The following is a 24,869-nucleotide window of genomic DNA, read 5'->3' on the forward strand; positions in this document are numbered from 1 at the left end:
TTTTGATCATGATCCCGAAACTGGTTTTCGGGATCATGACCGGCCTTACCATTTGACGCTGAAGCCCAGATTGCCTTCGAGGATCCGACGCTTGTCGCCACCGAGATTGGTGGTGTAGTCGCCGGTGGCGAAGATGCTGACCTTGTCCGTCACCTTGGCAATCACGCCGCCGCCGAACTCGAACGAGGTCGATCTGCCCTCGGTCGAGATGTCGGTGGTGTCGAAATTGACATGGCTGGTGCCGCCGAAATCGTGCCAGATGTTGGCCTTGAGATACGGCTGCAGCGCCATGCCATTGATCGCTGTTTCGCCTTGCAGCCGTGCGCCGAGCCGGCCGGTCACGCTGCCGTCCGTATCGAAGGAAACCGAAGCAAAGCGGTCCGACGCATCGTCGAGCGACAATTGCTGCCAGACCAGTTGCGCCTGCGGTTCAAGCGTCCAGCCTTGCGCCAGCGCGATGGGATAGCCGCCTTCCAGCGAAGCGGTGACGCCGGTCCCACCGACGTCGATGCCAATGTCGCGCGACGATGTTGCGTTGCCGCCGAAGAAGGTGGCCATGAGGACGCCGTCCAGGTACCAGCCACCCTGACCGATCCGGGTCCAGTAGCCGCCGATACTGGTGCCGTTGATATCCATGCTGCCGACGGACAGATTGTCCCTGCCCAGCGCCTGGCCGCGCACGTCGCCATTCATGCTGGCATAGGCGACGAACAGGCCGGCGCGATCGGTCTGGCCCGACGCGGTTTCGCGGCCGAACAGATCGAAGCCCGCCTGGAGGCCGAACAGGGTGCCGTCAAAGGACGGCGATACCGTTCCTGAATAGGCCATCTTGCTGTCCTGACCGAAGATGCGGCCCCAGACCGGCGACAGCTCGGTGTTCGACAACAGGCTCTGCTCGCCGCGCCGTTCGTGGAATGTGCCGAGCGTCGTCATCGCCAGATGTTCGGCGACCGGCGGCAAGGCCGAATAGACCGGAACCTCGATGCGATAGAGCAGGATTTCCTCGCCCGCCGCCGGTGTCGGCAGGTCGGGCACCTCAGTTGGCACCACCGGCGGTGGCGGGGGCGGATCCGCCACTGGTGCCGGTGGTGGTGCCGGTGGTGTCGCGGGCGGCGGATCGGTCGGCACGACCGGCGGCGCCGGATCAACCGGATCGGGATCGCCGGGGGTGGATTCCGGCGGAGGCGGCGGCGCAGGGTCGATGGGCGGCGGCGGCGGCGGTTCGGCCGCCGGCAGCTCAGGTGCCGGCGGCGGAGCAGGCTCCAGCGCCGGCGGGGCTGCGGCCGGCGGGGCCGGCGTGTTCAGCGTCGAGCGCAGGTACCAGTTCTCCTCGCTGCCGGCGCTGACGCCGCCCTTGAACAGATAATATTCAAAGGCCCCGGCGGCGACCGGGGCGTCGAGCGCGAATGTCGTGGCGCCCGAGGTGGCGCCGTTGATTGCCTGGACGACCATGATGCCGTCCTGCGTGGTCGCAGCCCCCGCGCCGCCGAGATTGACCACGGAGATGCCGGTCGAACCGGAAGCCGTTCCGCTCGACAGGACCAACTTGTCGGATGCGGAGGAATCGTCACCGAGCTCGGTCTGGATAAGCAGCAGGCCACCCAGGCCGACATAATTGCCCGAAATCGTCAGGCTGTCGGTGGCGCCGGTGCTGCCATTGGTCAGGTCGATGCGCCCGGCATTGGTGACCTGCGCCAGCTGGCCTGCCGTAAACGCCTGGATCGCCGCATTGAAGCCGCCGCCGTAGAGCGTGCTTGCGGCATCGACACTGAGCGAACCCGTGCCGGTGCCGCTGTCGCCGAGCACCAGATTGCTGTCCATCGTCAGCTGGGTGTCATTGGTGGCGTCGATGCTTTCCCAGTTCTGGAGCCGGCTGACGCCATCCAGTTTGACGTTGTCCAGGGTCAGCGCATCGGTGCCGGCACCACCTGATATGGCATCCGTGGCACCGAGATTGGCATTGGTGAGGTTGCTGAGCCTGGCGGTGTCGTTATCGCCGCCGAGATCGACGGAACCATAGATGATGCCGCCACCGTTCCAGACGAAATTGTCGGCGCCAAAGCTCATCAGTATATCGCCACCGACCGTGCCGCCGGTGACCGTGACGCTGTCATTGCCGCCGCTGACGCTGATGTTGCCGCCGATGGTGCCGCCCGACAGGATGATCGTGTCCTTGTCGAAGCCGGTGACGAGGTTGCGGTCGATGGTGCCGCCTGACATGTTGAAATAGTTCTGATCGAGCTTCATGTTGACCCGGCCGATGCGGCCACCGGTCATCACGGCGTGGTCGCCATCGTCGAAGAAATCGACGATGCGTCCGCCGGTCATGGTGAAGGTGTCGAGGCCGTCGCCCTGGTTGAGCGAGCCGATCTGGCCGCCGCTCATGTTGAAGTCGTCGATGCCGGCGCCCTGCTGGACATTGCCGGCGACGGTGCCCGCGCCAATGGTGAAGAAATCCGTGCCGCCACCCTGATCGACGGCGCCGGTTATGGTGCCTGACTGCATGTCGATGCGGTCCGTGCCGACGCCAAAGGTCACATTACCTGATATCTGCCCGGTGCCGCCGGCGGGAAAATTCAGCGTGTTGTCGCCGTCGAGATCGGTGAGGCTGCCGCCTGAGTCGCCGCTGTCACAGGTGTAGACGGTGTTTCCGGCGGATGGAGCCAGCACGCATGCGGCAAACGCGGCGGAGTTGGGCAGCAACGCAAAAGCTGTAGTTGAGAGGATGCTAATAAGCCACGGATGTAACGGATGCGGCTTTCGCCGTTGCGAAGCAATTGTCACCTGCGCATCCGCCGAACGACTGTTCGGAAGCGAGTTCTTCACATGCCGCATCGCGTCCCCTCTCGATTCGCGATTTCCAGCCCCCGCCAGCCGCCGCAATGAAGACACAATTCATTCAATTTTACAAAGCCTAATCTGCCCCGCATGGTTGCTAAACTGCAAAGACTACTGAAAGGTCTGGCGTAGCGCACGGTTGGCGCGTCCGTGGCCTATGCTTTAGGATCGGTTTGGGCCGAAGGATCAAGGGCCTGTCACGGGTCGATAAAAGGACATCGCATGGCAACCAGGGACGCATTCGGCCTGGCACTTTCGGGCGCGACGGAGGCGGGATTCACGCCTTACAGCCAGGCAGTGCGTGAACTGCAGTGCTTCATCGGCGATCCCGTAGCCTCCGTCGACCGCGCCATCGCGGAAGATCCCGGCTTCGTCATGGCCCATGTCTTCAAGGGATATCTCTTCGGCCTCGCCACCGAGCGGGAGGCGACGGCCGTGGCCAAGGCTTGCCATGATGCCTCGCTGCCGCTTGCCGCGACCACGCGCGAGCGGGCGCATGTCTCGGCCCTTGGCCATCTCGCCAGCGGGCGCTGGCATGAGGCCAGCCGCGTTCTCGAGGACATCACCATCGAGACCCCGCGCGACGGGCTGGCGCTGCAGGTCGGCCACCAGATCGATTTCTTCACCGGCAATGCCCGCATGCTGCGCGACCGCATCGCTCGTGCCCTGCCTTCGTGGCAAAGCGGCATGCCCGGCTACCACGCCATGCTCGGCATGCAGGCTTTCGGGCTGGAGGAAATGGGTGACTATGTCAGGGCCGAGCAGCTTGGCCGCGAGGCAGTCGACATCGAGCCGCGCGACGGCTGGGCGCAGCACGCCGTCGCCCATGTCATGGAGATGCAAAGCCGGCAAAGGGATGGTATTGCCTGGATGCGCGCCAATCCGGAAGCGTGGACACGGGAGAGCTTCCTGCAGGTCCACAATTGGTGGCACCTGGCGCTGTTCCACTATGATCTCGGCGAGACCGACGCGGTGCTGGCCCTCTATGACGGCCCTATCTACAGCGTGCAATCGACGATGGCGCTCAACATGGTCGATGCCTCGGCAATCCTGTGGCGGCTCCACCTCGGCGGCGTCGATGTCGGCGACCGCTGGGCGGCACTCGCCGCCAACTGGGGCAAGGCGGGAGCGGGTCTTTATGCCTTCAACGACGCCCACGCGATGATGGCCTTCGTGGGTGCCGGGTTAGATGCGCCGGCCCTCGCCTTGCTCGAGGCTCAGCGCGAGGCCATGCGTGGCAGCGACGACAATGCGGCTTTCACGCGGGATGTCGGCCATCCGCTGACGCTCGCCATCAAGGCATTCGGTGAGGGCAGCTACGCCGAGACCGCGCGCCTGATCCGGCCGATCCGGGCGATCGCACATCGTTTCGGTGGCAGCCACGCCCAGCGCGACGTCATCGACCTGACGCTGATCGAGGCGGCCTTGCGCGCCGGTGAGGGTGCGCTGGCCAAGGCGCTCACGGCGGAGCGTTCGATGGCGCGGCCCGACAGTCCGCTGTCAGCGCTGTTTGTGCGACGCGCCGCCGATTTGTCGGAGAATTGACCCGAAGCGGATCTTGTTTTAAAAACTGGCCAAGCCAGATTTTTTCGAGACCCGAAAAAATTAACTGGCGTGGGAGGAAGACATGTATCTGGGCCTCGATCTCGGGACGTCGGGCGTCAAGGCGCTGCTGATCGATGCCGGGCAAACCGTCATCGGTTCCGGCCATGGTTCGCTTGATGTTTCACGGCCGCACCCCGGCTGGTCGGAACAGAATCCCGAGCACTGGATCCGGGCCTGCGAAGACGCAATCGCCGAGCTCAAATCCTCCCATCCGCATGAACTCGCGGCAGTCAAGGGCATTGGCCTGTCCGGCCAGATGCATGGCGCCACGCTGCTTGACGCCGCCGACAAGGTGCTGCGCCCCTGCATCCTGTGGAACGACACGCGCAGCCATGCCGAGGCCGCCGTCCTCGATGCCGATCCGCGTTTCCGCGCCTTGACCGGCAACATCGTCTTTCCCGGGTTCACCGCGCCGAAACTGGCCTGGGTGAAGAACAACGAGCCCGCTGTCTTCGCCAAGGTCGCAAAAGTGCTGCTGCCCAAGGATTTCCTGCGGCTCTGGCTTTCGGGCGAGCACATTTCGGAAATGTCGGATTCTGCCGGCACGTCCTGGCTCGATGTCGGCAAGCGGCGCTGGAGTGCGGATTTGCTCGCGGCGACATCGCTCGATGAAAAGCAGATGCCGTCGCTGGTCGAGGGTACGCAGAAGGCAGGCGCATTGCGCAGCGAATTGGCATCGAAGTGGGGCGTCCAGGCCGGCATTCCGATCGCCGGTGGCGCCGGCGACAACGCGGCCTCGGCCTGCGGCATGGGCACGGTTGGCGCCGGCCACGCTTTTGTTTCGCTCGGCACGTCGGGTGTGCTGTTTGCCGCCAACGCTTCCTACCTGCCCAACCCGGCTAGCGCGGTTCACACCTTCTGCCACGCGCTTCCGAACACCTGGCACCAGATGGGGGTCATCCTGTCGGCAACCGATTCGCTCAACTGGCTGTCGGAAATCACCGGGAAGAGCGCCGGCGAGTTGACCACTGAGCTCGGCGACACATTGAAGGCGCCGAGCGGCGTGTCCTTCCTGCCATACCTCTCGGGTGAGCGCACGCCCTACAATGATTCCGCCATTCGCGGCGCGTTCACCGGGCTGGCGCATCAATCGAGCCGTGCCGTGCTGACCCAGGCCGTGCTGGAGGGTGTAGCCTTTGCCTTCCGCGACAGCCTCGAAGCGCTGGCCACGGCCGGCACAGCCTTGACGCGGGTGACGGCGATCGGCGGCGGTTCGCGCTCACGCTACTGGTTGAAGGCGATTGCCACCGCGCTTCAACTGCCTGTCGACATTCCTGCCGACGGCGACTTCGGCGCCGCCTTTGGTGCCGCGCGGCTCGGCCTGATCGCGGCGACGGGTGCCGATCCGCTCGAAATCTGTACGGCCCCGAGGACGGACGCAACTATCGAACCGGATGCGGCGCTCGGCGGCGCCTATGCCGATGCCTATCAGCGCTACCGGGCGCTTTATCCGGCAATCAAGGTCGCCACGGCGTGAGCGATCTTTCGCCCACGCCGCGGCTGTCCGGCTCACTGCGCCGGCACCTTGTCGAGAAAACCGGTGACGCTTTTGAGGCGGCCGTTCTCGATGATTCCGATGTCGGTACCTTCGATCACCGAAGGCGTCCCCTCAGGTCCGAGATTCCACGAGAAGCGGATCTTGTCGGCAAAACCGTCCGGCGTACCCTTCAGCGAGAACCGGAAACCGGCAAAGCGCTGCTGCACGCCGTCGATCAGAGCCGCGACGCCTTCATGGCCATCACCCTGCATGAGCGGATCGCGGTAGCTGACGTCTTCCGTGAAGGTCGCCTTGAGCAATTCGGCCCGGCGGCCGGCATCGCTTTCGTTCCAGGCGGTGATGTAGTTTTTAGCGATCTTGGTGAGGTCGGTCATGGTCTGTCTCCTTCGTTTGGTGGCTTTGACATGACCCTTTTCAACCAGCGCCGGCGTGAAACCAATTACGCCTGAGGTAATGGCGTCAGAACTTTGTGAGAGGACAGAAATCATGAGCAGTGGATTTTTCGGCGACATCCAGAAGATCAAATATGAAGGGCCGGATTCGACCAATCCGCTGGCCTATAGGTTCTACAATCCCGATGAGGTCGTCGCCGGCAAGCGGCTGGAAGATCATCTGCGCTTCGCCGTTGCCTACTGGCACTCCTTTGCCTGGCCGGGTGGCGATCCGTTCGGCGGCCAGACTTTCGACCGGCCGTGGTTTCCCAAGGCCGGCGGCGTCGACACGATGGAGCTGGCAAAACTGAAAGCAGACGTCGCCTTCGAGATGTTCTCGTTGCTCGGCGCGCCCTACTTCTGCTTCCACGACGCCGATGTACGGCCGGAAGGCAAGGATTTTTCCGAGAGTGCGGCGCGCCTCGATGAGATCGCCGACTACTTCGCGGGCAAGATGAAGCAGACCGGCGTCAAGCTGCTTTGGGGCACCGCCAATCTGTTCTCCAACCGCCGCTTCATGTCGGGCGCGGCCACCAATCCCGATCCGGATGTCTTTGCCTACGCGGCGGCGACGGTGAAAAGCTGTATCGACGTCACCAAGCGGCTGAAGGGCGAAAACTACGTGCTGTGGGGCGGGCGCGAAGGCTATGAGACCCTGCTCAACACCGACCTTGCGCGCGAGCAGGAACAGGCCGGCCGGTTCCTCAGCATAGTCGTCGACTACAAGCACAAGATCGGCTTCAAGGGCACGATCCTGATCGAGCCGAAGCCGCAGGAGCCAACCAAGCATCAGTACGATTACGATGTCGCCACGGTCTACGGCTTCCTCAAGCGCTTCGGGCTGGAGAAGGAGGTCAAGGTCAATATCGAGCAGGGCCACGCCATCCTGGCCGGCCATTCCTTCGAGCACGAACTGGCTCTGGCCAATGCGCTCGGCATTTTCGGTTCGATCGATATGAATCGCAACGACTACCAGTCGGGCTGGGACACCGACCAGTTCCCCAACAACGTGCCGGAAATGGCACTGGCCTACTACCAAGTCCTGCAGGCTGGCGGCTTCAAGACCGGCGGCACCAATTTCGACGCCAAGCTGCGCCGCCAGTCGCTCGATCCGCAGGACCTGCTGATCGGCCATATCGGCGGCATGGACTCTTGCGCTCGCGGCCTGAAAGCCGCGGCGCGCATGGTCGAGGACAAGGCACTGTCGGCGCCGCTGGCCGAACGCTATGCCGGCTGGAACACGGCCGAGGGCAAGGCGATGCTTGCCGGCAAGCGCACGCTTGAGGATATCGCCGAGCGTGTCGTCAAGAAGAAGATCGAGCCGCAGCCGAGGTCCGGCCGCCAGGAACTGCTGGAAAACATCGTCAACCGCTACGTGTAGGGCGAGCGCCGCTTCATCTTTGGACCGACATCCGGCGCCACTGGCTGAAAGCCGCCGCCATCGCCATCTGCTAGTCAGCCCACTTCGCGACAAGCTGCCGAGGATCGCACAGATCTTCGGCAGCCTGCGTGAGACCAGGACGCTACACGTGTCACCGAAAGAGGACCCGTGCGGCGGCATGTCGTCGTCCCAAATCGCTGTGCACTTTGGGCGACATGCATTGGCAGGAGACGGAAATGGCAGAGGATCGAATCATTGTGCGCCCGGCGCAGGCGAGCGATATTCCGGCGCTGAAGCAGGTGCTGCAGGAAACCTTCGAAGGCACCTGGCTGCCGAACATCACCGAAGCAGCCGCGCAACGCTATGTCGAGACGGATATTGGCGGGCGCTATGTCGACCAGAGCTGGCCTGAATTCGCCGTTGCCGAGATCGATGGCGAGGTCGCCGGCTTGATCCATTGGCGCGCGGATTTCATCGAGGCCCTGCACGTGATGGCATCCCGTCAAGGCCAAGGTGTCGGCCGCAAGCTGCTTTCCCATGCCGAACAGGCGGTCAGTGCGGCCGGATTGGCGCAGGCGCGGCTGGAGACCGACACGTTCAACCTGCCCGCACAAGCACTCTACAAAGCGGTCGGCTATATCGAGAAAAGCCGCTATCCCGATGACGAATGGGACAGTGGCTTCACCACGGTGCTGTTCGAAAAGCGGCTTTGAGCAATTCCAGGAAAAGTGGGTACCGGTTTCCCCGGGAAAAGCGTACAGCGCTTTGCCTTGGGAATTGCGCAATCCAACAATAGATTTCTCGTTGACCTGACCTGCCTGGGCGCAGGAACAGCTTTGCGCATGGCCCGGTCCAGCGACATGGTTTTGCCCTTCGACGCCCTTCAATGACCTCGCTCTTGCCTTCAAACTGCCGTCACGAATCTCGTATAAGAGTGGCTCGTGGCGGGAGAGGAAGAAGGAGGCGAACCGATATGCAGAACGAACGTGAAATCGACGCCCTGCTCTCACCTGGCGAGGCTGGATCGATCATCGACCGGCTGATGGCAATGCCGCATCCGAAGGACGGCACGCGCCGCTCGAACGAATGGGATCGCGCTGTGGCCAGCCGTTTCGAGACCCATCTTGCCAAGCAAATGCGCTCGCAGATCGACGGCGGCAGCGACCGTCAGAACGCTGCCTGATTCTATCATAGTCAGCCCCGGCGCAGCCTGACCGGCGCTTCGCCGAAAGCCCTTGAAAACGCTCTTGAAAACGCCGCGGCGGATGAGAATCCGGTCCGCCCGGCAATATCGGCCATGGCGATCCTTGTATCGACCACCAGCCGGCGCGCGGCGCCCAGGCGCAGCCTGAGGTAATAGGCGCCCGGTGTCTCGCCGATCGATTTGCGAAAGATGCTCTCCAGCGTCCGTGCCGTCACGCCGGCGCGCTTGGCCACCGCTTCAATGGTCAGCGGCTGGTCGACATGCGCTTCCATCAGCCGGATCGCTTGCGCCAGCCGCGGATCGTAGCCATCGAGCCGGCCGAGCGAGACCAGCGGCTGTGCGTCGGTGGCGGCGCGCGCCTGGTCGTAGATGAAGACGCTGGCGACATCGAGCGCGACGGCCATGCCGAGCCTCGTGCGGATGAGATGCAGCATCAGGTCGAAGGTCGGCGACGCGCCGCCCGAGGTGAACACCGGCCCGTCGATGACATAACGGTCCGGACGCACGTCGACGCCGGGAAAGGCCGAGGAAAAATCCTCCATGTCTTCCCAATGGGTGGTGGCGCTGCGTCCTTCCAGCAGGCCGGCGCGCGCCACCAGCCAGGTGCCGGCTTCGACGCCGCCGCAAGCGCGTGCTGTCCGTGCGGCCCGGCGCAGGCCGGATAACAGAGCCGATGTCGCATAGTTCTGGGTGCCGAAGCCGGCGACGACGACAAGAACGTCGGTCGACTCGCCCGCATCGAAGCGGCCGCCGACCGCCACCGGCAGGCCGCAAGTGGTGACTGGAGCCTCGCCGGTCACCGAGACCAGCTTGAAATCGAACAGGGTCTCGCCGGAGATGCGGTTGGCCGCGCGCAGTGGATCGACGGCGGATGCGACGCACATGATCGACGAACCGGAAAATACCAGCAGCGTCACCTTGAGCGGCGAGCGCTCGGCGCGAAAGATCGTTGGTTTTTCGCTTTTCGTCATGGAAGCTTCGTAAAACGCAAAACAGTTTCCGGCAAGTCGGGCATTGTTGAGGTCTATTTCTTTCGGAGGAGAGTTCCATGCCGCTTGCGATGAACCGTGAGGTCTTCATTACCTGTGCCGTGACCGGGTCCGGCGGATCGCAGGACCGCAGCCCGCATGTGCCGCGCTCGCCCAAGCAGATCGCGGATTCCGCCATCGATGCGGCCAAGGCGGGCGCCGCCATCGTGCATTGCCATGTGCGCGATCCCGAGACCGGCAGGCCGAGGCGCGACGTGCATCTCTATCGCGAAGTGACCGAGCGCATCCGCGCGGCAGAAGTCGACGTCATCCTGAACCTGACCGCCGGCATGGGCGGCGACATGGTGTTCGGATCGCCGGAAGCGCCGCTACCGCTCAACGAAAAAGGCACCGACATGGGCGGTGCCACCAACCGCATGGAACATGTGCGCCAATGCCTGCCGGAAATCTGCACGCTCGACTGCGGCACCATGAATTTCGCCGAGGCCGACTATGTCATGACCAACACGCCCGGCATGCTGCGCGCCATGGGCGGCATGATGACGGCGCTCGGCGTCAAGCCGGAGATCGAGGCTTTCGACACCGGCCATCTGTGGTTCGCCAAGCAACTGGTCGAGGAAAAGGTGCTCAACCCGGATGCGCTGGTGCAGCTTTGCATGGGCGTGCCGTGGGGTGCGCCTGATGATCTCAACACCTTCATGGCCATGGTCAACAATGTGCCGTCGACCTGGAACTGGTCGGCCTTCGCCATCGGCCGCAACCAGATGGCTTATGCCGCGGCGGCGGTGCTGGCCGGCGGCAATGTCCGCGTCGGGCTGGAGGACAATCTGTGGCTCGACAAGGGCGTGCTGGCCACCAACGCACAGCTGGTCGAGCGCGCCGCCAGCATCGTCACCAATCTCGGCGCCAGAATCCTTGGGCCGGAAGAGGTACGGCAGAAGCTCAACCTCACCAAGCGGGCGCCGATCGCGGCATAAATTATTCGTCGGGAGGGTCGGCATGACTACCGTAAAATTCACCGCGATGAAGGATGGCGACCGGGACGACTACGAATTCCTGACCGCGCATGAAATCGACTATGCGGCCAGGACCGGCGAGCGGCTGCTCGACGCGCTGGTGCAGCTCGACGCGGGTCTTTCCGGCTACAAGATCACCCGGCTCGGCCATTCGCTGCAGGCAGCGACACGTGCCTGGCGCGACGGCGCAGACACCGACTGGATCGCTTGCGCGCTGCTGCACGACATCGGCGACATCTATGCGCCTTACAATCACGACGAATATGCCGCTTCGATCCTGAAACCTTTCGTGCGCGAGCAGTGCACTTGGGTGGTGGAAAAGCATGGCGACTTCCAGCGGCTCTATTATGCCCATCATCTCGGCGGCAACCGCCACGCCCGCGACCGCTTTGCCGGCCATGCTTATTTCGACGATTGCGACCAGTTTTGCGAACGCTGGGACCAGTCCAGCTTCGACCCCGACTATGACACGCTGTCGATGGAATTCTTCCGGCCCTTCGTGCTCGAAGTCTTTGCCCGCAAGGCCTACGATCCCTCGGTGATCCGAGCCGGCGAGCGCGTACCCCTCATCGATCCCGCAACCGCCGCGACAAGAACCGGAGCTTCAGCATGAGCATCATCAACAAGGCAGCCGCCATCGGCGGCGGCGTCATCGGCGCCGGCTGGGTGGCGCGCCTGCTGCTCAACGGCATCGACGTGTCGATCTTCGATCCCGATCCCGAGGCGTCGCGCAAGGTCGGCGAAGTGATGAAGGGCGCGCGCCGCGCCTATAAGCAGATGGTGCCCGGCGGCCTGCCGAAAGAGGGCAAGCTGACGTTCGCCAAGACCATCGCCGAAGCGGTCGCCGATGCCGATTTCATCCAGGAGAGCGTGCCGGAGCGGCTCGACCTGAAACACCGCGTGCTGGCCGAGATCGACGCTCACGCGCCGGCCAACGCGATTGTCGGCTCCTCGACTTCCGGCATCAAGCCGACCGACATGCAGGTGGCGATGAAGAAGCATCCGGAGCGGCTGGTCGTCGGCCATCCGTTCAATCCGGTCTATCTCCTGCCGCTGGTGGAGATCGTCGGTGGCGAGCAGACCTTCCCCGAGGCGATCGAGGTCGCCAAGGAGATGTATGCCTCGATCGGCATGAAGCCTGTCGTCATCCGCAAGGAGATCGAGGCCTTCGTCGGCGACCGCCTGCTCGAAGCGGCATGGCGCGAGGCACTTTGGCTGATCAAGGACGGCATCTGCACGGTCGAGGAACTCGACGACATCATGCGCTACGGCTTCGGCCTACGCTGGGCGCAGATGGGCATGTTCCAGGTCTATCGCGTCGCCGGCGGCGAGGCCGGCATGCGCCATTTCATGGCGCAGTTCGGGCCGTGCCTGAAATGGCCATGGACCAAGCTGATGGACGTGCCTGAGTTCAACGACGAACTGGTCGACCTGATCGCCACGCAGTCGGACGAACAGGCGCATGGGCTGTCGATCCGCGAGCTGGAAAAGATCCGCGACGACAATCTGGTCGCCATCATGGATGCGCTGTCGAAACAAAACAAAGGCAAGGGCTGGGGCGCCGGCGCGCTGCATAAGGACTATACCAGGCAGCTGGCCAAGCTGGCGGCGAAGAAGCCCATGGCCTCCAAGGCGGCCGAGAAGGCCAAAGCCTTGAACCCGGTCAAGAAAGCCGAAAAGCCGAAGAAAAAGACCGGCAAGAAGAAAGGCTGAGAGCATGGATTTCGGGCTGTCGGAGGAACAGAAGCTCATCGTCGAGACGACGCGCGCGTTCGTCGAGAACGAGCTTTACCCGCATGAGCGCGAGGTCGAGCGCACCGGCGTGCTGCGCCGCGACCTGATCGAAGAGATCAAGGTAAAGGCGATCGAGGCCGGGCTCTATGCCGCCAACATGCCGGCAGATGTCGGCGGAGCGGGCCTCGATACGGTGACCTGGCTGCTCTACGAGAAGGAACTCGGCCGCGCCAATTACGCGCTGCACTGGACCTGCGTGGCGCGCCCCTCCAACATCCTCCTGGCCGGCACGCCCGAGCAGCGCGAGAAATATCTGTTCCCCTGCATCCGTGGCGAGAAATGGGACTGCCTGGCGATGACCGAGCCGGGCGCCGGCTCCGATTTGCGTGGCATGAAGGCAACCGCCGTGCAGGACGGTGACGACTGGGTGCTGAACGGCACCAAGCATTTTATCTCCCACGCCGACCTCGCCGACTTCGCCATCGTGTTCATGGCTTCCGGCGAAGAGGATTCGCCGCGCGGAAAACGCAAGAAGATCACCGCCTTCTTCGTCGACAAGGGCACCAAGGGCTTTACGGTGCGCGACGGCTACCGCAACGTCTCGCATCGCGGCTACACCAACGCCATCCTCGAATTCGACGATTGCCGGCTACCCGGAGCCCAAGTGTTGGGCGAAGTCCACAAGGGGTTCGATGTCGCCAATTCCTGGCTCGGCGCCACCCGGCTGCAGGTCGGCGCCACCTGCCTCGGCCGCGCCGAGCGTGCGCTTGGCCATGCCGTCGAATACGCCGCGCAGCGCCAGCAGTTCGGCCAGCAGATCGGCAAGTTCCAGGGCGTGTCGTTCAAACTCGCCGACATGGCGACCGAACTGAAGGCCGCCGACTTGATGGTGTTTGAAGCCGGCTGGAAGTACGATCAGGGCACCGTCACCGACCAGGACATGGCCATGGCCAAGCTGAAGGCCACCGAAATGCTCGCATACGTCGCCGATGAAGCGATCCAGATCCATGGCGGCATGGGGCTGATGGACGATCTGCCGCTGGAGCGCATCTGGCGCGACGCGCGCGTCGAGCGCATCTGGGAAGGCACATCCGAGATCCAGCGCCACATCATTTCAAGGGCGCTGCTGCGCCCGTTCGGGGCATAACATATGCATAAACTGGAGCGTCTCCTGCGGCCTAAATCGATCGCCGTCTTCGGCGGCGCGCAGGCCGCAGCCGTCGTCGCGCAATCGATCAAGATGGGTTTTGCCGGCGAGATCTGGCCGGTGCATCCGACCAAGGACGAGGTTGCCGGTCGCAAGGCCTATCGTTCGGTGGCTGACCTGCCCGGCGCGCCGGATGCTGCCTTTGTCGGCGTCAACCGGCATTTGACCATCGAGGTGATCAAGGCGCTGGCCGAACGCGGCGCCGGCGGCGCCGTCTGCTTTGCCGCCGGCTTCCTCGAAACCGAGGCCTATGACGATGATGGCGAGCGGCTGCAGGCCGAGCTGGTCGCGGCGGCCGGCCAGATGCCGATCATCGGGCCGAATTGCTACGGCCTGATCAATTATGCCGACGGCGCGCTGCTGTGGCCCGACCAGCATGGCGGCATAAGACTGGCCGAGGGCGGCAAGGGCGTCGCCATCATCACCCAGTCCTCCAACATCGCCATCAACATGACCATGCAGAAGCGCGGCCTGCCGATCGCCTTCCTGATGACCGCCGGCAACCAGGCGCAGACCGGCCTGTCCGAAATGGCGCTCGGCCTGATCGAGGATGAGCGGGTCACGTCGCTCGGCCTGCACATCGAGGCCTTCGATTCGGTAGCCGGCTTCGAACGGCTGGCGGCACGAGCCCGCGAGCTGAAGAAGCCGATCATCGCCATGAAGGTCGGCCGTTCCGAACAGGCCAGGCAAGCGACTGTCTCGCATACCGCGTCGCTCGCCGGCTCGGACGCGGCCTCGGGTGCGTTCCTGCGGCGGCTCGGCATTGCGCGTGTCGATTCAATCCCCGCCTTCATCGAGGCGCTGAAGCTGCTGCACATCACCGGACCTTTGCCCGGCTATAGGCTGTCGTCGATGAGCTGCTCCGGCGGCGAGGCCTCCGTCATGGCCGACAGCGCCGAAGGCCGCTGGGTCAATTTCCCTGTGCTGACCGACAGCCACCGCGCCCATGTCAAATCGACGCTCGGGCCGCTGGTCGCGGTCGCCAATCCCTTGGACTATCACACCTTCATCTGGAACAACGAGCCGGCGATGACCGCCACCTTCACCGCCATGGTGTCGGGCGGTTTCGACCTCAACATGCTGGTGCTCGATTTTCCGCGACCCGACCGCTGCTCGGTCACCGACTGGTGGGCGACGTTGCGCGCTTTCGAATCGGCGCTCAAGACCAACAAGGCGCATGGTGCGATCGTCTCCTCGCTGCCGGAGAACCTGCCGGAGGAATACACTGCCGAACTGATGGCGCGCGGCATGGTGCCGTTGTTCGGCATTTCGGAAGCGATGGATGCAGCCGGCGCAGCAGCCTTCATCGGCTGGGCTTGGGCTGAACCGCAGGCGCAGCCGATCGACACGTCGGCCTCCGGCGCCTCTGGCGGGGACCACGTCACGCCCGACGAAGCCGAGGCGAAGTCACGGCTGATCAAAGCCGGCCTGCCGGTGCCGAAGGGCGAGCGCGCCGCCAATGCCGTCGAAGCGGTGATTTCGTCCATGGCGCTCGGCTTTCCCGTCGCGTTGAAGGCGCTCGGCGTCACCCACAAATCCGAAGTTGGCGCTGTCAGGCTCAATCTCAGGGATGCCGAATCTGTCAGCACCGCAGCGCATGACCTGTTGCCGCTCGGCACCGGGCTCTATGTCGAGCGCATGGTGCGCGACGGTGTTGCCGAACTCATCGTCGGCTTCACCCGCGATCCGATGTTCGGCGCGGTGATGACGCTCGGCACTGGTGGCGTGCTGGTCGAGCTGTTGCGCGACAGCGTCACGCTGATGCTGCCGGCGACCCGCGACGATATCGAGGCGGCGCTGCGCGGCCTGAAACTGTTCCCGCTACTCGAAGGCTATCGCGGCCGGCCGAAGGCCGATGTCGCGGCTGCCATCGATGCTATCTCTGGCATTGCCGCCTTCGTGCAGCAGAATGCCGGTGAGATCGAAGAACTGGACATCAACCCGCTGATCGTCTGTGCAGAGGGCAAGGGCGCCTGGATCGCCGACGCGCTGCTGGTGCTGGGAGAGAACAAGAATGTCTGACGTCATTTCGACCCGCCGCGAGGGCACCATCCTCGAAGTCACCCTCGACCGGCCCAAGGCCAACGCCATCGACCTGAAGACCTCGCGGCTGATGGGCGAGACCTTCAAGGCGTTCCGAGACGATCCGGAATTGCGCGTCGCCATCGTCAAGACCGCTGGCGACAAGTTCTTCTGCGCGGGCTGGGACCTCAAAGCAGCTGCCGGCGGCGATGCGGTCGACGGCGACTATGGCGTCGGCGGCTTTGCCGGCCTGCAGGAGCTGCGCGACCTCAACAAGCCGATCATCGCGTGCGTCAACGGCATGGCGGTCGGCGGCGGCTTCGAGCTGGCGCTGTCCTGCGACCTCATCTACGCCTCCGATCATTCCTCCTTCGCGCTGCCCGAGATCCGAGCCGGCACGCTGGCCGACGCGGCGACGATCAAGCTGCCGAAGCGCATCCCCTACCATGTCGCCATGGACCTTCTGCTCACCGGCCGCTGGATGGATGTCGCTGAAGCGCATCGCTGGGGCTTGGTCAACGAAGTGCTGCCCAAGGAAAAGCTGGAAGATCGCGTCTGGGAGATCGCCCGGCTGCTCGCAGGCGGCCCACCGCTGGTGTTTGCCGCGATCAAGGAGACGGCGCGCGTGGCCGAGGCGCTGACCTTCCAGGACGCCATGAACAAGGTGACCCGCCGGCAATTGCCGACGGTCGATGCGCTCTATGGCTCCGAGGACAATATGGAGGGTTTTCGGGCTTTTGCGGAGAAGCGTGAGCCGGTGTGGAAGGGGAAGTAAGGATTGTTGCCTAAATGACGGCGCTTACCCCCCTCTGTCCTGCCGGACATCTCCCCCTCAAGGGAGGAGATTGGCAGCTTCGATCTCTGCACTCTTCTTGCGACGCAGAAGGTTGGCGAAAGCCTTCGCAACATCCGATCTCCCCCCTTGAGGGGGAGATGTCCGGCAGGACAGAGGGGGGCGCCCAGGCTCAGCCTTGGCCGCCTCTCCAGCACCCATGACCGACTACATCAAGCTCATCGACGCCGAGACCTGGGCCTTCATCGAGCGCACCAATTCCTATTACCCGCCCGATACGATCGACTACACGATCGCGCAGCAGCGCGAGATTTACGACCGCATGTGCCGGGAATTCTTTGCCGGCTATCCCGAGGGCGCCGCTGTCGAAACCTCCGCCATCGCAACGCCGACGCATGACATCCCGATCCGCATCTACCGAAGCACACTTCAGGCAGCCGTGACGGTGCTCTATGTCCATGGCGGTGGCTTCATCCTTGGTGGGCTGGACAGCCACGACGATGTTTGCGCGGAGCTGTGCTCGCGCACAGGCTATGAGGTGGTCTCCGTAGATTACCGGCTGGCGCCGGAACATTTGCATCCAGCCGCCTTCGACGATGCCATGAGCGCCTTCGAATGGGCCGCCGCCAATCGCGATCATCCTATCGTGCTCTGCGGCGACAGCGCCGGCGGCAATCTCTGCGCCGCCGTCAGTCACGCCACGCGCGGCCATTCGAAAAGGCCGGTCGGCCAGGTGCTGATCTATCCCGGCCTCGGCGGAGACCGCTCGAAAGGCTCCTATGTCAAGCACGCCGAAGCGCCGATGCTGACCGTGCGCGATCTCGAATTCTACAAGCACATTCGCACTGGAGGGCAAGACCGTAGCGGCGATGCGACGCTGGCCCCGCTTGCCGACACCGATTTCTCCAACTTGCCGCCGACAGTGCTGATCACCGCCGAATGCGACCCGCTGTCATCGGATGGCGAGACCTATCGCGACCTGATCATCACGGCAGGTGGCCACGCGACGTGGTTCGAGGAGCCGGGATTGGTTCACGGCTATCTCAGAGCCCGGCACACGGTTGGCCGCGCCCGCACCAGCTTCACCCGGATCGTCGATGCGGTGACCGCGCTTGGACGGGGCGGCTGGCGCTGGTGATCGCGGCCAAACTCTGAGGACCAAGTGGCGCCCCTTCACGCCACCGAGGCAGCCGCTGCCCGGCCGGCGCTGCGGCCGGAAAAGATGCAGCCGCCGAGGAAGGTGCCTTCGAGCGCCGCATAGCCATGCACGCCGCCGCCGCCGAAACCGGCGGCTTCGCCGACGGCATAGAGCCCGGCGACCGGCTGCCCATCTGCCCCCAGCACGCGGCTGTCGAGATCGGTCTGCAGGCCGCCCAGCGTCTTGCGGGTCAGGATGTTAAGCCGCACCGCGATCAGCGGGCCATTTGCCGGATCGAGCATCTTGTGCGGCTTGGCCGTGCGGATCAGCCGGTCGCCGAGATAGGCGCGCGCGCCGCGCAGAGCGGTGATCTGCATATCCTTGGAGAACGGGTTGTCGAGCTGCCTATCGCGGGCGCGGATCTCGCGCTCGACTTGAGCCACCTCAAGCAGCGCCTCGCCGCCGGCCAGCGCGTTCATGCGCGCGACCAGCGCCGGCAAATCGGCCTCGACGATGAAGTCCTCGCCCTTTTCCATGAACGCCTTGACGGGGCCCGGAATGCCCGATGTGGCGCGGCCGAGCACCTGGCGCCAGCTCTTGCCGGTCAGATCGGGGTTCTGCTCGGAGCCCGACAGCGCGAACTCCTTCTGGATGATCTTCTTGGTCAGGATGAACCAGGAATAGTCGAAGCCGGTGCTCATGATGTGGGAGAGCGTGCCCAGAGTGTCGAAGCCGGGATAGAGCGGCACCGGCAGGCGCTTGCCGCGCGCATCGAGCCACAGCGATGATGGGCCGGGCAGGATGCGTATCGCATGGTCGGTCCAGATCGGCGCCCAGTTCTTGATGCCCTCGACATAGTGCCACATGCGGTCGCGGTTGATGATCGAGCCGCCGGCCCGTTCCGTGATCGCCAGCATGCGGCCGTCGACATGGTCGGGCACGCCGGTGATCATGCGCTTGGGCGCCGCGCCCAGCCGCTGCGGCCAGTTTTCCCGTACAAGCTGATGGTTGGCGCCGATGCCGCCGGAAGCGACGATCACGGCTTGCGCGCGAAGCTCGAAATCTCCTGATATTTCGCGCGAACTCTTGTGGCCGCGCTCGGCGGTGCTCGGTTGCAGGATGTCGCCGCGCACCCCGTCGACAGTCGCACCCGTGCGGGTCAATTCATCGACCCGATGGCGGAATTTGAAACTGATCAGTCCGCGCTTCTGCGCCTCGCGCACGCGCTGTACGAAGGGGTCGAGAACGCCGGGGCCCGTGCCCCAGGTGATGTGGAAGCGCGGCACCGAATTGCCGTGGCCGATGGCATTGCCGCCGCCTCGCTCGGCCCAGCCGACCACGGGAAAGAATTTCAGGCCGCGCTGTATCAGCCAGGAGCGTTTTTCGCCGGCGGCAAAGCCGACATAGGCTTCCGCCCATTTGCGCGGCCAGAAATCCTCGGGCCGATCGAAAGCCGCGGTGCCCAGCCAGTCTTCCAGCGCCAGGTCATGCGAATCGCGGATGCGCATGCGCCGCTGCTCGGGCGAATCTACGAGGAAAAGGCCGCCGAACGACCAGAATGCCTGGCCGCCGAGCGACTGCTCCGGCTCCTGGTCGACGATGATGATTTTCTTGCCGGCCTCGGCAAGCTCGGCGGCGGCAACCAGCCCTGCAAGGCCGGCGCCGACAATGATCACGTCCGCATCGTCAGCCATTTTTCCTCCCAGAATTAGCCGGCTATTTCAATGCAAGGAATTCAGACGGTCTCCCAGCCTTCTTTGCCGCCGGCGCGGAAGATGGCGTCGATGACTTTCTGGTTGAGCACCGATTCCTCCAGCGTGAAGACGCGCTCCTTGCCGCCCTGTGCCGCGCGCGCGAAGGTCTCGACCTCCAGCCGGTACTGCTGCGTGCCGGGAAAGCGGAAAACCTGCGCCTCGGTGTGGTTCTGGTTGTGTAGTTCGACGCGGTGGTGGTCGTAGAGCCCGGCATTGAAAGGCGAGAACAACTCGATGAAACCCTTCTCGCCGTGGAACACCATCACCTGGCGCGCCGCCATCTGCGTCGACAGATAGAACGACAGCTCGAAGTCACCGAAATCGGCACGGATCGAGGAGTAGATGTCGGTGCCGAATGTCTTGTCGCGCTCGATCGTCGCCTGCACGCGCAGCGGCTCCTTGCCGGTGGAAAAGCGCGTCGACACGGTCGGGTAAACGCCGATGTCGGGCAGCGCGCCGCCGCCGAGGTCGAGCTGGTTGCGCATGTTGCTGGGGTCGACGTTGTAGTAGGAGAACGCGCCCTGCACATGGCGCAGCCGGCCGATGGCGCCGCTGGCGATGAGCTCGCGCACCTTGATCCATTGCGGGTGGTAGATGACCATGAAGGCTTCGCAGACCAGCACCTTTTTCTGGTCGCGCAGCTTGATCAGCGGCAGGATGTCCTTGGCGTCGAGCGCCAGCGGCTTTTCGACCAGCACATGCTTGCCGGCTTCGATGGCCTTGGCCGCCCACTCGACATGCTGCGAGGTCGGCAGCGGGATGTAGACGCCGTCTACTTCTTTCGAGGCGAGCAGTTCCTCATAGGAGCCGAAGGCATGGCGTGCACCGAAGCGGTCGGCCAGCGCCTTGGCCTTCGACAGGTCGCGGCTGGCGATCGCCGACAGCACGCCATTCTCCGCCTCGACCATCGCCGGCAACAAATGCTCGCGGCCGATCTTGGCCGTCGACAACACACCCCATCGGAACATCAGGCTTCTCCATCACGATTACAGGCGACGAGGTTTGCCCGAAATCGCCGGAAAAGCCAATGACGAGGTCAGCCCCTTTTGCCGGTCAGCGTCATGTCGAAGTCGACGATGTTGGAATAGATCGGCGTGCCGACATCCATGCCGTAGCGCGACCTCAGCACCTTGCCGGTGACATGGAATTTGATCATGCCGGCCTTGAGACCGCCGAGCTCGGCCGTGAATTTTTCCGGGAACGTCTTGCCGCGCGCCGTCAGCCGGCCGCTGACGAGAGCCGTGGTGTCGCTGGTTCGGGTCACGCTGGTAGAGCGGAACTGGATTTCCGGGCTGTTGGCGGCATCAAACACCGCGTCGGAGCGCAGGAAGGCATCGATACGGCCCTGGCCGGTGCCGACGCTTTCGGGAAAAATGGTGAAATTGACAGCTGAGCGCCCGACATCGCTGTTGTCGATGCGGATCGAGCCCTTGAAGCGGGCGAAGGTGCCATTGAGGCCGCCGCCGCCGACCTTGCCGATGGAGAAGCGGATGCTGGAGCTGGCCGGGCTGATCGAATAGCTGCCGGCGGCGTCACCCAGCGCGACGGCCGCAGAAACAGGCATGGCAAGGCAAGCGGCGACCGCCGCAAATCCGAGGATGCGCGTGTACATGGGGATGTTCCTTGTTGGAGGCAGCGCATTTCTTGCGCCCTCACTCCATGAACGAATGAACCGCTCGCTCTATTCCGAATCTGACGAAGGCGTGACCATGCGCGTGAGCACGCCATCCCTGAGCTGGAAATGATGCCGCAGCGCCGCCGCGACGTGGAGAGCCACAAGCGTCATGCCGGCATAGGCGAGATACCAATGTGCCGCCGCCCAGAAGCTCTCGGCACCATCCGATTCGGCCAGCGGCAGGTTCGGCATGACGAACAGGTTGAATGGCAGGCTGGGGATCTCCAGCATCGAGACCGACACCAGCGCCCAGCCGGACAAGGGCAAGGCAAGCTGAAACGCGTAGAGCGCAAGATGGGCCAACGGTGCTGCCCGACGCTCCAGGGTTCCGACCGAGCGCGGCAGCGCCGGCGTTGCATTGCCAAGACGCCAGGCGATGCGCAGCAACACAAGCCCGAGCAGCAGGAAGCCGAAAGATTTATGCAGTTGGATCAGCTCGAAGGCGGTGCGCTGGCTGGTCAGCCGCACCATGACGAAGCCGAGCCCGAACTGGCCGATGAAAATGAGCGCAATCAGCCAGTGGAGAAGGATCGCGCCCCAGCCATAGCGGGTGGCGCTGTTGGTGATCGATGTTTGCATGGGGAGTGAACGAATGTTGGTTCGGCTTTCTTCCAGCGCGCTTCACCCTCCCCCTTGTGGGGAGGGGCGCGCAGCAAATGCCGCGAAGCGGCTTTTGCGAGGCGGGGTGGGGGTCTCGTAGGGCGCTACCCACCCCGTCCCTCAGCCGACCTACCGGGGCGAGCCGCCGATCTCGCCCGTCCTTCGGACTCCCATCAGGGCCCTCCGGAGGGAGACGAAAGGCGCGAGTTCGCCGAGCCTGGCTCCCTTCCTCTCCCTCCGGAGGGCCACAAGGGGAGGGGCGAGCCCGCTCTATCCACTCACCTTGAAGAAATCGACAAACGCCCTGAGCGCCGGGCGCATCTGCCGGCGGCTCGGATAATAGACGAAGAAGCCGTCGAAGGAGGGGCACCAGTCCTCCAGCACACGGATCAGCCTGCCGTCGGCGAGCGGCGCGCGGACATAATCCTCAAAGACGAAGGCGAGCCCAGCGCCGTCGACCGCCGCCTGGGCGATCAAATGGTCCTCGTCGAGGATCAGCGGTCCCTCCACCGCCATCTCGATCGCCTCGCGGCCTCTCTCGAACTCCCAGCGGTAGAGGATGCCGCTGGAGAAGCGGAAGCGGATGCAGCGGTGGTCAGCCAGGTCGCGCGGGTGACGCGGCTTGGGGTTGACCTCGAAATAGACCGGGGCGCCGACCACCGCGCCGCGAAGGTCCGGCCCGATGCGCACCGCGATCATGTCGCGCTGCAGGCTCTCGCCTAGCCTGACGCCAGCATCGAAGCCCCCTTCCACCACGTCGGTGAAACGGTCCTCGATGACGATCTCCAGCACGATATCGGGATAGGCCGACGCAAAGGCGCCCAGCCGTGGCGTCAGCGCCAAATGGGCTGCGGTGCGCGGCACGGTCAGGCGCAGATTGCCGGCCGGCCGGTCGCGCGTCTCGATTGCCGTCTCCAGCGCCAGATCGATCTCCGACAGCGCCGGTCGCAGCCGTTCCAGCAACTGCGCACCTTCTTCGGTCGGCGCGACGCTGCGTGTGCTGCGCGCCAGCAGCCGAACGCCAAGCCGCGCCTCTAGGCTGGACACCGCATGGCTGACCGCCGAAGGCGCGATGGCCAATTCCCTGGCCGCGCCGCGAAAGCTGCCGCATTGGGCAACGGTTGCCAGCACGGCCAGTTGGGAAAGATGCGCGCGATTCATTGATCTATCTTTTAGAACAGCCCGTGCAAATGAGAGCCGATTATCGAACACAAGGCAAGGCGCTATTTCTGCCGCATCGCAACAAGGAGACGCGTTATGCAAACCCGCAAACTAGGAACTGAATTGAACGTCTATCCCGTCGGCCTCGGCTGCATGGGCATGAGCTTCGCCTATGGCGGCCAGGCGGAAGCCGACGCAATCGCCACGCTGCACCGCGCCATCGATATCGGCGTCAATTTCTTCGACACGGCGGAGGTCTATGGCCCGTTCGAGAACGAGATCCTGCTCGGCAAAGCGCTGAAGTCCGCGCGTGACAAGGTGACGATCGCGACAAAATTCGGCTTCAGGATTTTGGAGGAAGGTACAGGCCTCGACCGCATGGCCGGCGTCGACAGCCGCCCCGAGCACGTCAAGGCGGTCGCCGAGGCGTCGCTGAAGCGGCTGGGCACGGATGTGATCGACCTCTACTACCAGCACCGTGTCGACCCCAACGTGCCGATCGAGGACACGGTCGGTGCCATGGCCGAGTTGGTGCGCGAGGGCAAGGTGCGCGCGCTCGGCCTGTCGGAGGCGAGTGCGGCGACCATCCGCCGGGCCCATGCCGTGCATCCAATTGCCGCCGTGCAGAGCGAATATTCGCTCTGGAGCCGCGACCCGGAAGACGAGGTGTTCGCCGTCTGCCGCGAACTCGGCATCGGTTTTGTTCCCTACAGCCCGCTCGGCCGTGGCCTGCTGACCGGCATGATCGCCAAGCCCGAGGCGCTGAGCGACGACGACTGGCGCCGGACCTTGCCGCGCTTCCAGGCCGAGGCGATGGAAGCCAACGCCGCTGTCATCGCGACGCTGGAAAAGCTGGCAGCTGAAAAGGGGGTAACTTCGGCCCAACTGGCGCTGGCCTGGGTGCTGCACCAGGGCGATTTCATCGTGCCGATCCCCGGCGCAAGAAGGATACGCCATCTGGAGCAGAATGCGGCGGCTGCCGGGATCGCGCTGAGCGCGGTCGAGGTGCAGGCGATTGGTGACGCGCTGTCGCCCGACAAGGTGGTCGGTAGGCGCTATGCGGAGAAGGAGCTGACGCTGGTGAATGGGTGAAAACTGGTGAGTAATCGGAAGGGGCGCCGCGCGCCCCTTTTTCGTACGCAGCGCGGTGCAGAAGATGGGGACGCTGACGTGAAGCGCCCCCCTCTGCCCTGCCGACATTTTTACCAAGGCTCGACACTAATCTCCGGCCAGTTCTCCCTTGCACGCTTACCCTTCGCCTCATGCGTGCGCTGATTGTCCATCACCCGGTTCGGCGTGATGCGAAACGAGAAAATGTCGTCAAGACCAAACGGTGCCACGATCTCGAGCTGCCCGTCAGCGTCGTATCGAACCCCGACGGCGTGCGTCTTCGAGGCAAAATGGCTAACGGATTCGCTGGCGCTCAAATAGCGCGGGCACGGCCGTCCGAACTTCTGCGGATACCACAGATGCACCCGCGCCTGGTTGCGCACCTCGACCGGCAACGCTAGCCCCTCGAAATGCTTCTCCGCCCGGCGGATCACCGCGTCCTCGGCCTCATAGGACAGGTCGCTGTCATCGAAGTAGAAAAGATCAACATCCTTGATGCCGTAGCCCGACGGTTTGCCGGTCAGGTGGTTCCAGATGCTGTTGTAGAGAGCGCCGGATACCACCAGCCAGTCCGGCAGGTCGAGCGTGCGAGCCCGCGCCACCGCGTCACATAACAGCGGGTCGGCAGACACGATGGCGAGAAACGCCGCGCGCTGTTCTTCAAGGGGAAGGCCGGAATACCGCAGATGGTCCATCGCCCTTTGGAGGGCGAT

22 protein-coding genes are annotated in these 24,869 nt (G+C 64.1%); 13 read left to right on the top strand and 9 right to left on the bottom strand.

Annotated elements, in window-relative coordinates; all coding sequences use genetic code 11:
* Positions 1-45: 45 nt before the first annotated feature.
* Complete coding sequence (locus MESCI_RS02070; RefSeq protein WP_013528285.1) at positions 46-2,835, bottom strand: autotransporter family protein; 2,790 nt, start codon at positions 2,833-2,835, stop codon at positions 46-48.
* A gap of 225 nt (positions 2,836-3,060) precedes the next feature.
* Here MESCI_RS02070 and MESCI_RS02075 point away from each other — a divergent pair, with 225 nt between their 5' ends.
* Both MESCI_RS02075 and xylB read left to right on the top strand, forming a co-directional pair.
* A complete protein-coding gene (locus MESCI_RS02075; protein ID WP_013528286.1) occupies positions 3,061-4,383 on the top strand; it encodes a tetratricopeptide repeat protein in 1,323 nt (440 codons plus the stop codon).
* Positions 4,384-4,465: 82 nt separating this feature from the next.
* The gene (xylB, locus tag MESCI_RS02080; protein WP_013528287.1) at positions 4,466-5,920 is read left to right on the top strand and encodes a xylulokinase; all 1,455 of its coding nucleotides are present in this window, start codon (positions 4,466-4,468) and stop codon (positions 5,918-5,920) included.
* A gap of 32 nt (positions 5,921-5,952) precedes the next feature.
* On the opposite strand, the gene MESCI_RS02085 is transcribed toward xylB, so the two are convergent.
* Entirely contained in the window at positions 5,953-6,315 is a 363-nt protein-coding gene (locus tag MESCI_RS02085) for a nuclear transport factor 2 family protein (protein ID WP_013528288.1), read from the bottom strand.
* Between the two features lie 112 nt (positions 6,316-6,427).
* On the opposite strand from MESCI_RS02085, the gene xylA reads away from it, so the two are divergent.
* From xylA to MESCI_RS02100, 3 genes are all read left to right on the top strand, one after another.
* Positions 6,428-7,753, top strand: a complete 1,326-nt coding sequence (gene xylA / locus MESCI_RS02090) for a xylose isomerase (protein ID WP_013528289.1) — start codon at positions 6,428-6,430, stop codon at positions 7,751-7,753.
* A 236-nt stretch (positions 7,754-7,989) separates the two neighbouring features.
* Positions 7,990-8,466, top strand: a complete 477-nt coding sequence (locus tag MESCI_RS02095) for a GNAT family N-acetyltransferase (RefSeq protein ID WP_013528290.1) — start codon at positions 7,990-7,992, stop codon at positions 8,464-8,466.
* Positions 8,467-8,726: 260 nt separating this feature from the next.
* On the top strand, positions 8,727-8,936 hold the full coding sequence (locus MESCI_RS02100; protein WP_013528291.1) for a hypothetical protein: 210 nt from the start codon (positions 8,727-8,729) through the stop codon (positions 8,934-8,936).
* Positions 8,937-8,947: 11 nt separating this feature from the next.
* Here the strand turns inward: MESCI_RS02100 and MESCI_RS02105 are convergent, their stop codons facing one another.
* Positions 8,948-9,928, bottom strand: a complete 981-nt coding sequence (locus MESCI_RS02105; protein WP_013528292.1) for a GlxA family transcriptional regulator — start codon at positions 9,926-9,928, stop codon at positions 8,948-8,950.
* Positions 9,929-10,005: 77 nt separating this feature from the next.
* Between MESCI_RS02105 and bcoG the strand changes: the two genes are divergently transcribed.
* The 7 genes from bcoG (at position 10,006) to MESCI_RS02140 (ending at position 17,856) form a co-directional block, all read left to right on the top strand.
* A complete protein-coding gene (gene bcoG, locus MESCI_RS02110; protein WP_013528293.1) occupies positions 10,006-10,923 on the top strand; it encodes a 3-dehydrocarnitine:acetyl-CoA trimethylamine transferase BcoG in 918 nt (305 codons plus the stop codon).
* Positions 10,924-10,945: 22 nt separating this feature from the next.
* Entirely contained in the window at positions 10,946-11,575 is a 630-nt protein-coding gene (locus tag MESCI_RS02115; protein ID WP_013528294.1) for an HD domain-containing protein, read from the top strand.
* Positions 11,572-12,675: a carnitine 3-dehydrogenase gene (locus tag MESCI_RS02120; protein ID WP_013528295.1), complete on the top strand. Its 1,104-nt coding sequence runs from the start codon at positions 11,572-11,574 to the stop codon at positions 12,673-12,675. Before MESCI_RS02115 ends, MESCI_RS02120 begins: the two co-directional genes overlap by 4 nt.
* Positions 12,676-12,679: 4 nt before the next feature.
* The gene (locus tag MESCI_RS02125; protein ID WP_013528296.1) at positions 12,680-13,843 is read left to right on the top strand and encodes an acyl-CoA dehydrogenase family protein; all 1,164 of its coding nucleotides are present in this window, start codon (positions 12,680-12,682) and stop codon (positions 13,841-13,843) included.
* Between the two features lie 3 nt (positions 13,844-13,846).
* Positions 13,847-15,925 carry an acetate--CoA ligase family protein gene (locus MESCI_RS02130; RefSeq protein ID WP_013528297.1) on the top strand — a complete coding sequence of 693 codons (2,079 nt, stop codon included), beginning with the start codon at positions 13,847-13,849 and terminating at the stop codon, positions 15,923-15,925.
* On the top strand, positions 15,918-16,700 hold the full coding sequence (locus tag MESCI_RS02135) for a carnitinyl-CoA dehydratase (RefSeq protein ID WP_013528298.1): 783 nt from the start codon (positions 15,918-15,920) through the stop codon (positions 16,698-16,700). Before MESCI_RS02130 ends, MESCI_RS02135 begins: the two co-directional genes overlap by 8 nt.
* Positions 16,701-16,917: 217 nt before the next feature.
* Positions 16,918-17,856, top strand: coding sequence for an alpha/beta hydrolase (locus MESCI_RS02140; RefSeq protein ID WP_013528299.1), 939 nt, complete (start codon positions 16,918-16,920; stop codon positions 17,854-17,856).
* Between the two features lie 35 nt (positions 17,857-17,891).
* On the opposite strand, the gene MESCI_RS02145 is transcribed toward MESCI_RS02140, so the two are convergent.
* The 5 genes from MESCI_RS02145 to MESCI_RS02165 form a co-directional block, all read right to left on the bottom strand.
* Entirely contained in the window at positions 17,892-19,550 is a 1,659-nt protein-coding gene (locus MESCI_RS02145) for an FAD-binding dehydrogenase (protein ID WP_013528300.1), read from the bottom strand.
* A 41-nt stretch (positions 19,551-19,591) separates the two neighbouring features.
* The gene (locus MESCI_RS02150; protein WP_013528301.1) at positions 19,592-20,578 is read right to left on the bottom strand and encodes a Gfo/Idh/MocA family protein; all 987 of its coding nucleotides are present in this window, start codon (positions 20,576-20,578) and stop codon (positions 19,592-19,594) included.
* A 68-nt stretch (positions 20,579-20,646) separates the two neighbouring features.
* Complete coding sequence (locus MESCI_RS02155; RefSeq protein WP_013528302.1) at positions 20,647-21,222, bottom strand: YceI family protein; 576 nt, start codon at positions 21,220-21,222, stop codon at positions 20,647-20,649.
* A 69-nt stretch (positions 21,223-21,291) separates the two neighbouring features.
* Positions 21,292-21,864, bottom strand: a complete 573-nt coding sequence (locus MESCI_RS02160; RefSeq protein ID WP_013528303.1) for a cytochrome b — start codon at positions 21,862-21,864, stop codon at positions 21,292-21,294.
* Between the two features lie 291 nt (positions 21,865-22,155).
* Positions 22,156-23,046: a LysR family transcriptional regulator gene (locus MESCI_RS02165; protein ID WP_013528304.1), complete on the bottom strand. Its 891-nt coding sequence runs from the start codon at positions 23,044-23,046 to the stop codon at positions 22,156-22,158.
* Positions 23,047-23,142: 96 nt separating this feature from the next.
* On the opposite strand from MESCI_RS02165, the gene MESCI_RS02170 reads away from it, so the two are divergent.
* Positions 23,143-24,138: an aldo/keto reductase gene (locus MESCI_RS02170; protein ID WP_013528305.1), complete on the top strand. Its 996-nt coding sequence runs from the start codon at positions 23,143-23,145 to the stop codon at positions 24,136-24,138.
* 110 nt (positions 24,139-24,248) lie between these two features.
* Here MESCI_RS02170 and MESCI_RS02175 read toward each other — a convergent pair whose 3' ends face one another.
* The gene (locus MESCI_RS02175) at positions 24,249-24,851 is read right to left on the bottom strand and encodes a nucleotidyltransferase family protein (RefSeq protein WP_013528306.1); all 603 of its coding nucleotides are present in this window, start codon (positions 24,849-24,851) and stop codon (positions 24,249-24,251) included.
* Between the last annotated feature and the right edge of the window lie 18 nt (positions 24,852-24,869).

Source organism: Mesorhizobium ciceri biovar biserrulae WSM1271, from assembly GCF_000185905.1.
GTDB classification, from domain to species: domain Bacteria; phylum Pseudomonadota; class Alphaproteobacteria; order Rhizobiales; family Rhizobiaceae; genus Mesorhizobium; species Mesorhizobium ciceri.

Coding starts and splice junctions, on each gene's coding strand:
- MESCI_RS02070 (WP_013528285.1), bottom strand. CDS start 2,835: ATGCGGCATGTGAAGAACTCGCTTCCGAACAGTCGTTCGGCGGATGCG.
- MESCI_RS02075 (WP_013528286.1), top strand. CDS start 3,061: ATGGCAACCAGGGACGCATTCGGCCTGGCACTTTCGGGCGCGACGGAG.
- xylB (WP_013528287.1), top strand. CDS start 4,466: ATGTATCTGGGCCTCGATCTCGGGACGTCGGGCGTCAAGGCGCTGCTG.
- MESCI_RS02085 (WP_013528288.1), bottom strand. CDS start 6,315: ATGACCGACCTCACCAAGATCGCTAAAAACTACATCACCGCCTGGAAC.
- xylA (WP_013528289.1), top strand. CDS start 6,428: ATGAGCAGTGGATTTTTCGGCGACATCCAGAAGATCAAATATGAAGGG.
- MESCI_RS02095 (WP_013528290.1), top strand. CDS start 7,990: ATGGCAGAGGATCGAATCATTGTGCGCCCGGCGCAGGCGAGCGATATT.
- MESCI_RS02100 (WP_013528291.1), top strand. CDS start 8,727: ATGCAGAACGAACGTGAAATCGACGCCCTGCTCTCACCTGGCGAGGCT.
- MESCI_RS02105 (WP_013528292.1), bottom strand. CDS start 9,928: ATGACGAAAAGCGAAAAACCAACGATCTTTCGCGCCGAGCGCTCGCCG.
- bcoG (WP_013528293.1), top strand. CDS start 10,006: ATGCCGCTTGCGATGAACCGTGAGGTCTTCATTACCTGTGCCGTGACC.
- MESCI_RS02115 (WP_013528294.1), top strand. CDS start 10,946: ATGACTACCGTAAAATTCACCGCGATGAAGGATGGCGACCGGGACGAC.
- MESCI_RS02120 (WP_013528295.1), top strand. CDS start 11,572: ATGAGCATCATCAACAAGGCAGCCGCCATCGGCGGCGGCGTCATCGGC.
- MESCI_RS02125 (WP_013528296.1), top strand. CDS start 12,680: ATGGATTTCGGGCTGTCGGAGGAACAGAAGCTCATCGTCGAGACGACG.
- MESCI_RS02130 (WP_013528297.1), top strand. CDS start 13,847: ATGCATAAACTGGAGCGTCTCCTGCGGCCTAAATCGATCGCCGTCTTC.
- MESCI_RS02135 (WP_013528298.1), top strand. CDS start 15,918: ATGTCTGACGTCATTTCGACCCGCCGCGAGGGCACCATCCTCGAAGTC.
- MESCI_RS02140 (WP_013528299.1), top strand. CDS start 16,918: ATGACCGACTACATCAAGCTCATCGACGCCGAGACCTGGGCCTTCATC.
- MESCI_RS02145 (WP_013528300.1), bottom strand. CDS start 19,550: ATGGCTGACGATGCGGACGTGATCATTGTCGGCGCCGGCCTTGCAGGG.
- MESCI_RS02150 (WP_013528301.1), bottom strand. CDS start 20,578: ATGTTCCGATGGGGTGTGTTGTCGACGGCCAAGATCGGCCGCGAGCAT.
- MESCI_RS02155 (WP_013528302.1), bottom strand. CDS start 21,222: ATGTACACGCGCATCCTCGGATTTGCGGCGGTCGCCGCTTGCCTTGCC.
- MESCI_RS02160 (WP_013528303.1), bottom strand. CDS start 21,864: ATGCAAACATCGATCACCAACAGCGCCACCCGCTATGGCTGGGGCGCG.
- MESCI_RS02165 (WP_013528304.1), bottom strand. CDS start 23,046: ATGAATCGCGCGCATCTTTCCCAACTGGCCGTGCTGGCAACCGTTGCC.
- MESCI_RS02170 (WP_013528305.1), top strand. CDS start 23,143: ATGCAAACCCGCAAACTAGGAACTGAATTGAACGTCTATCCCGTCGGC.
- MESCI_RS02175 (WP_013528306.1), bottom strand. CDS start 24,851: ATGGACCATCTGCGGTATTCCGGCCTTCCCCTTGAAGAACAGCGCGCG.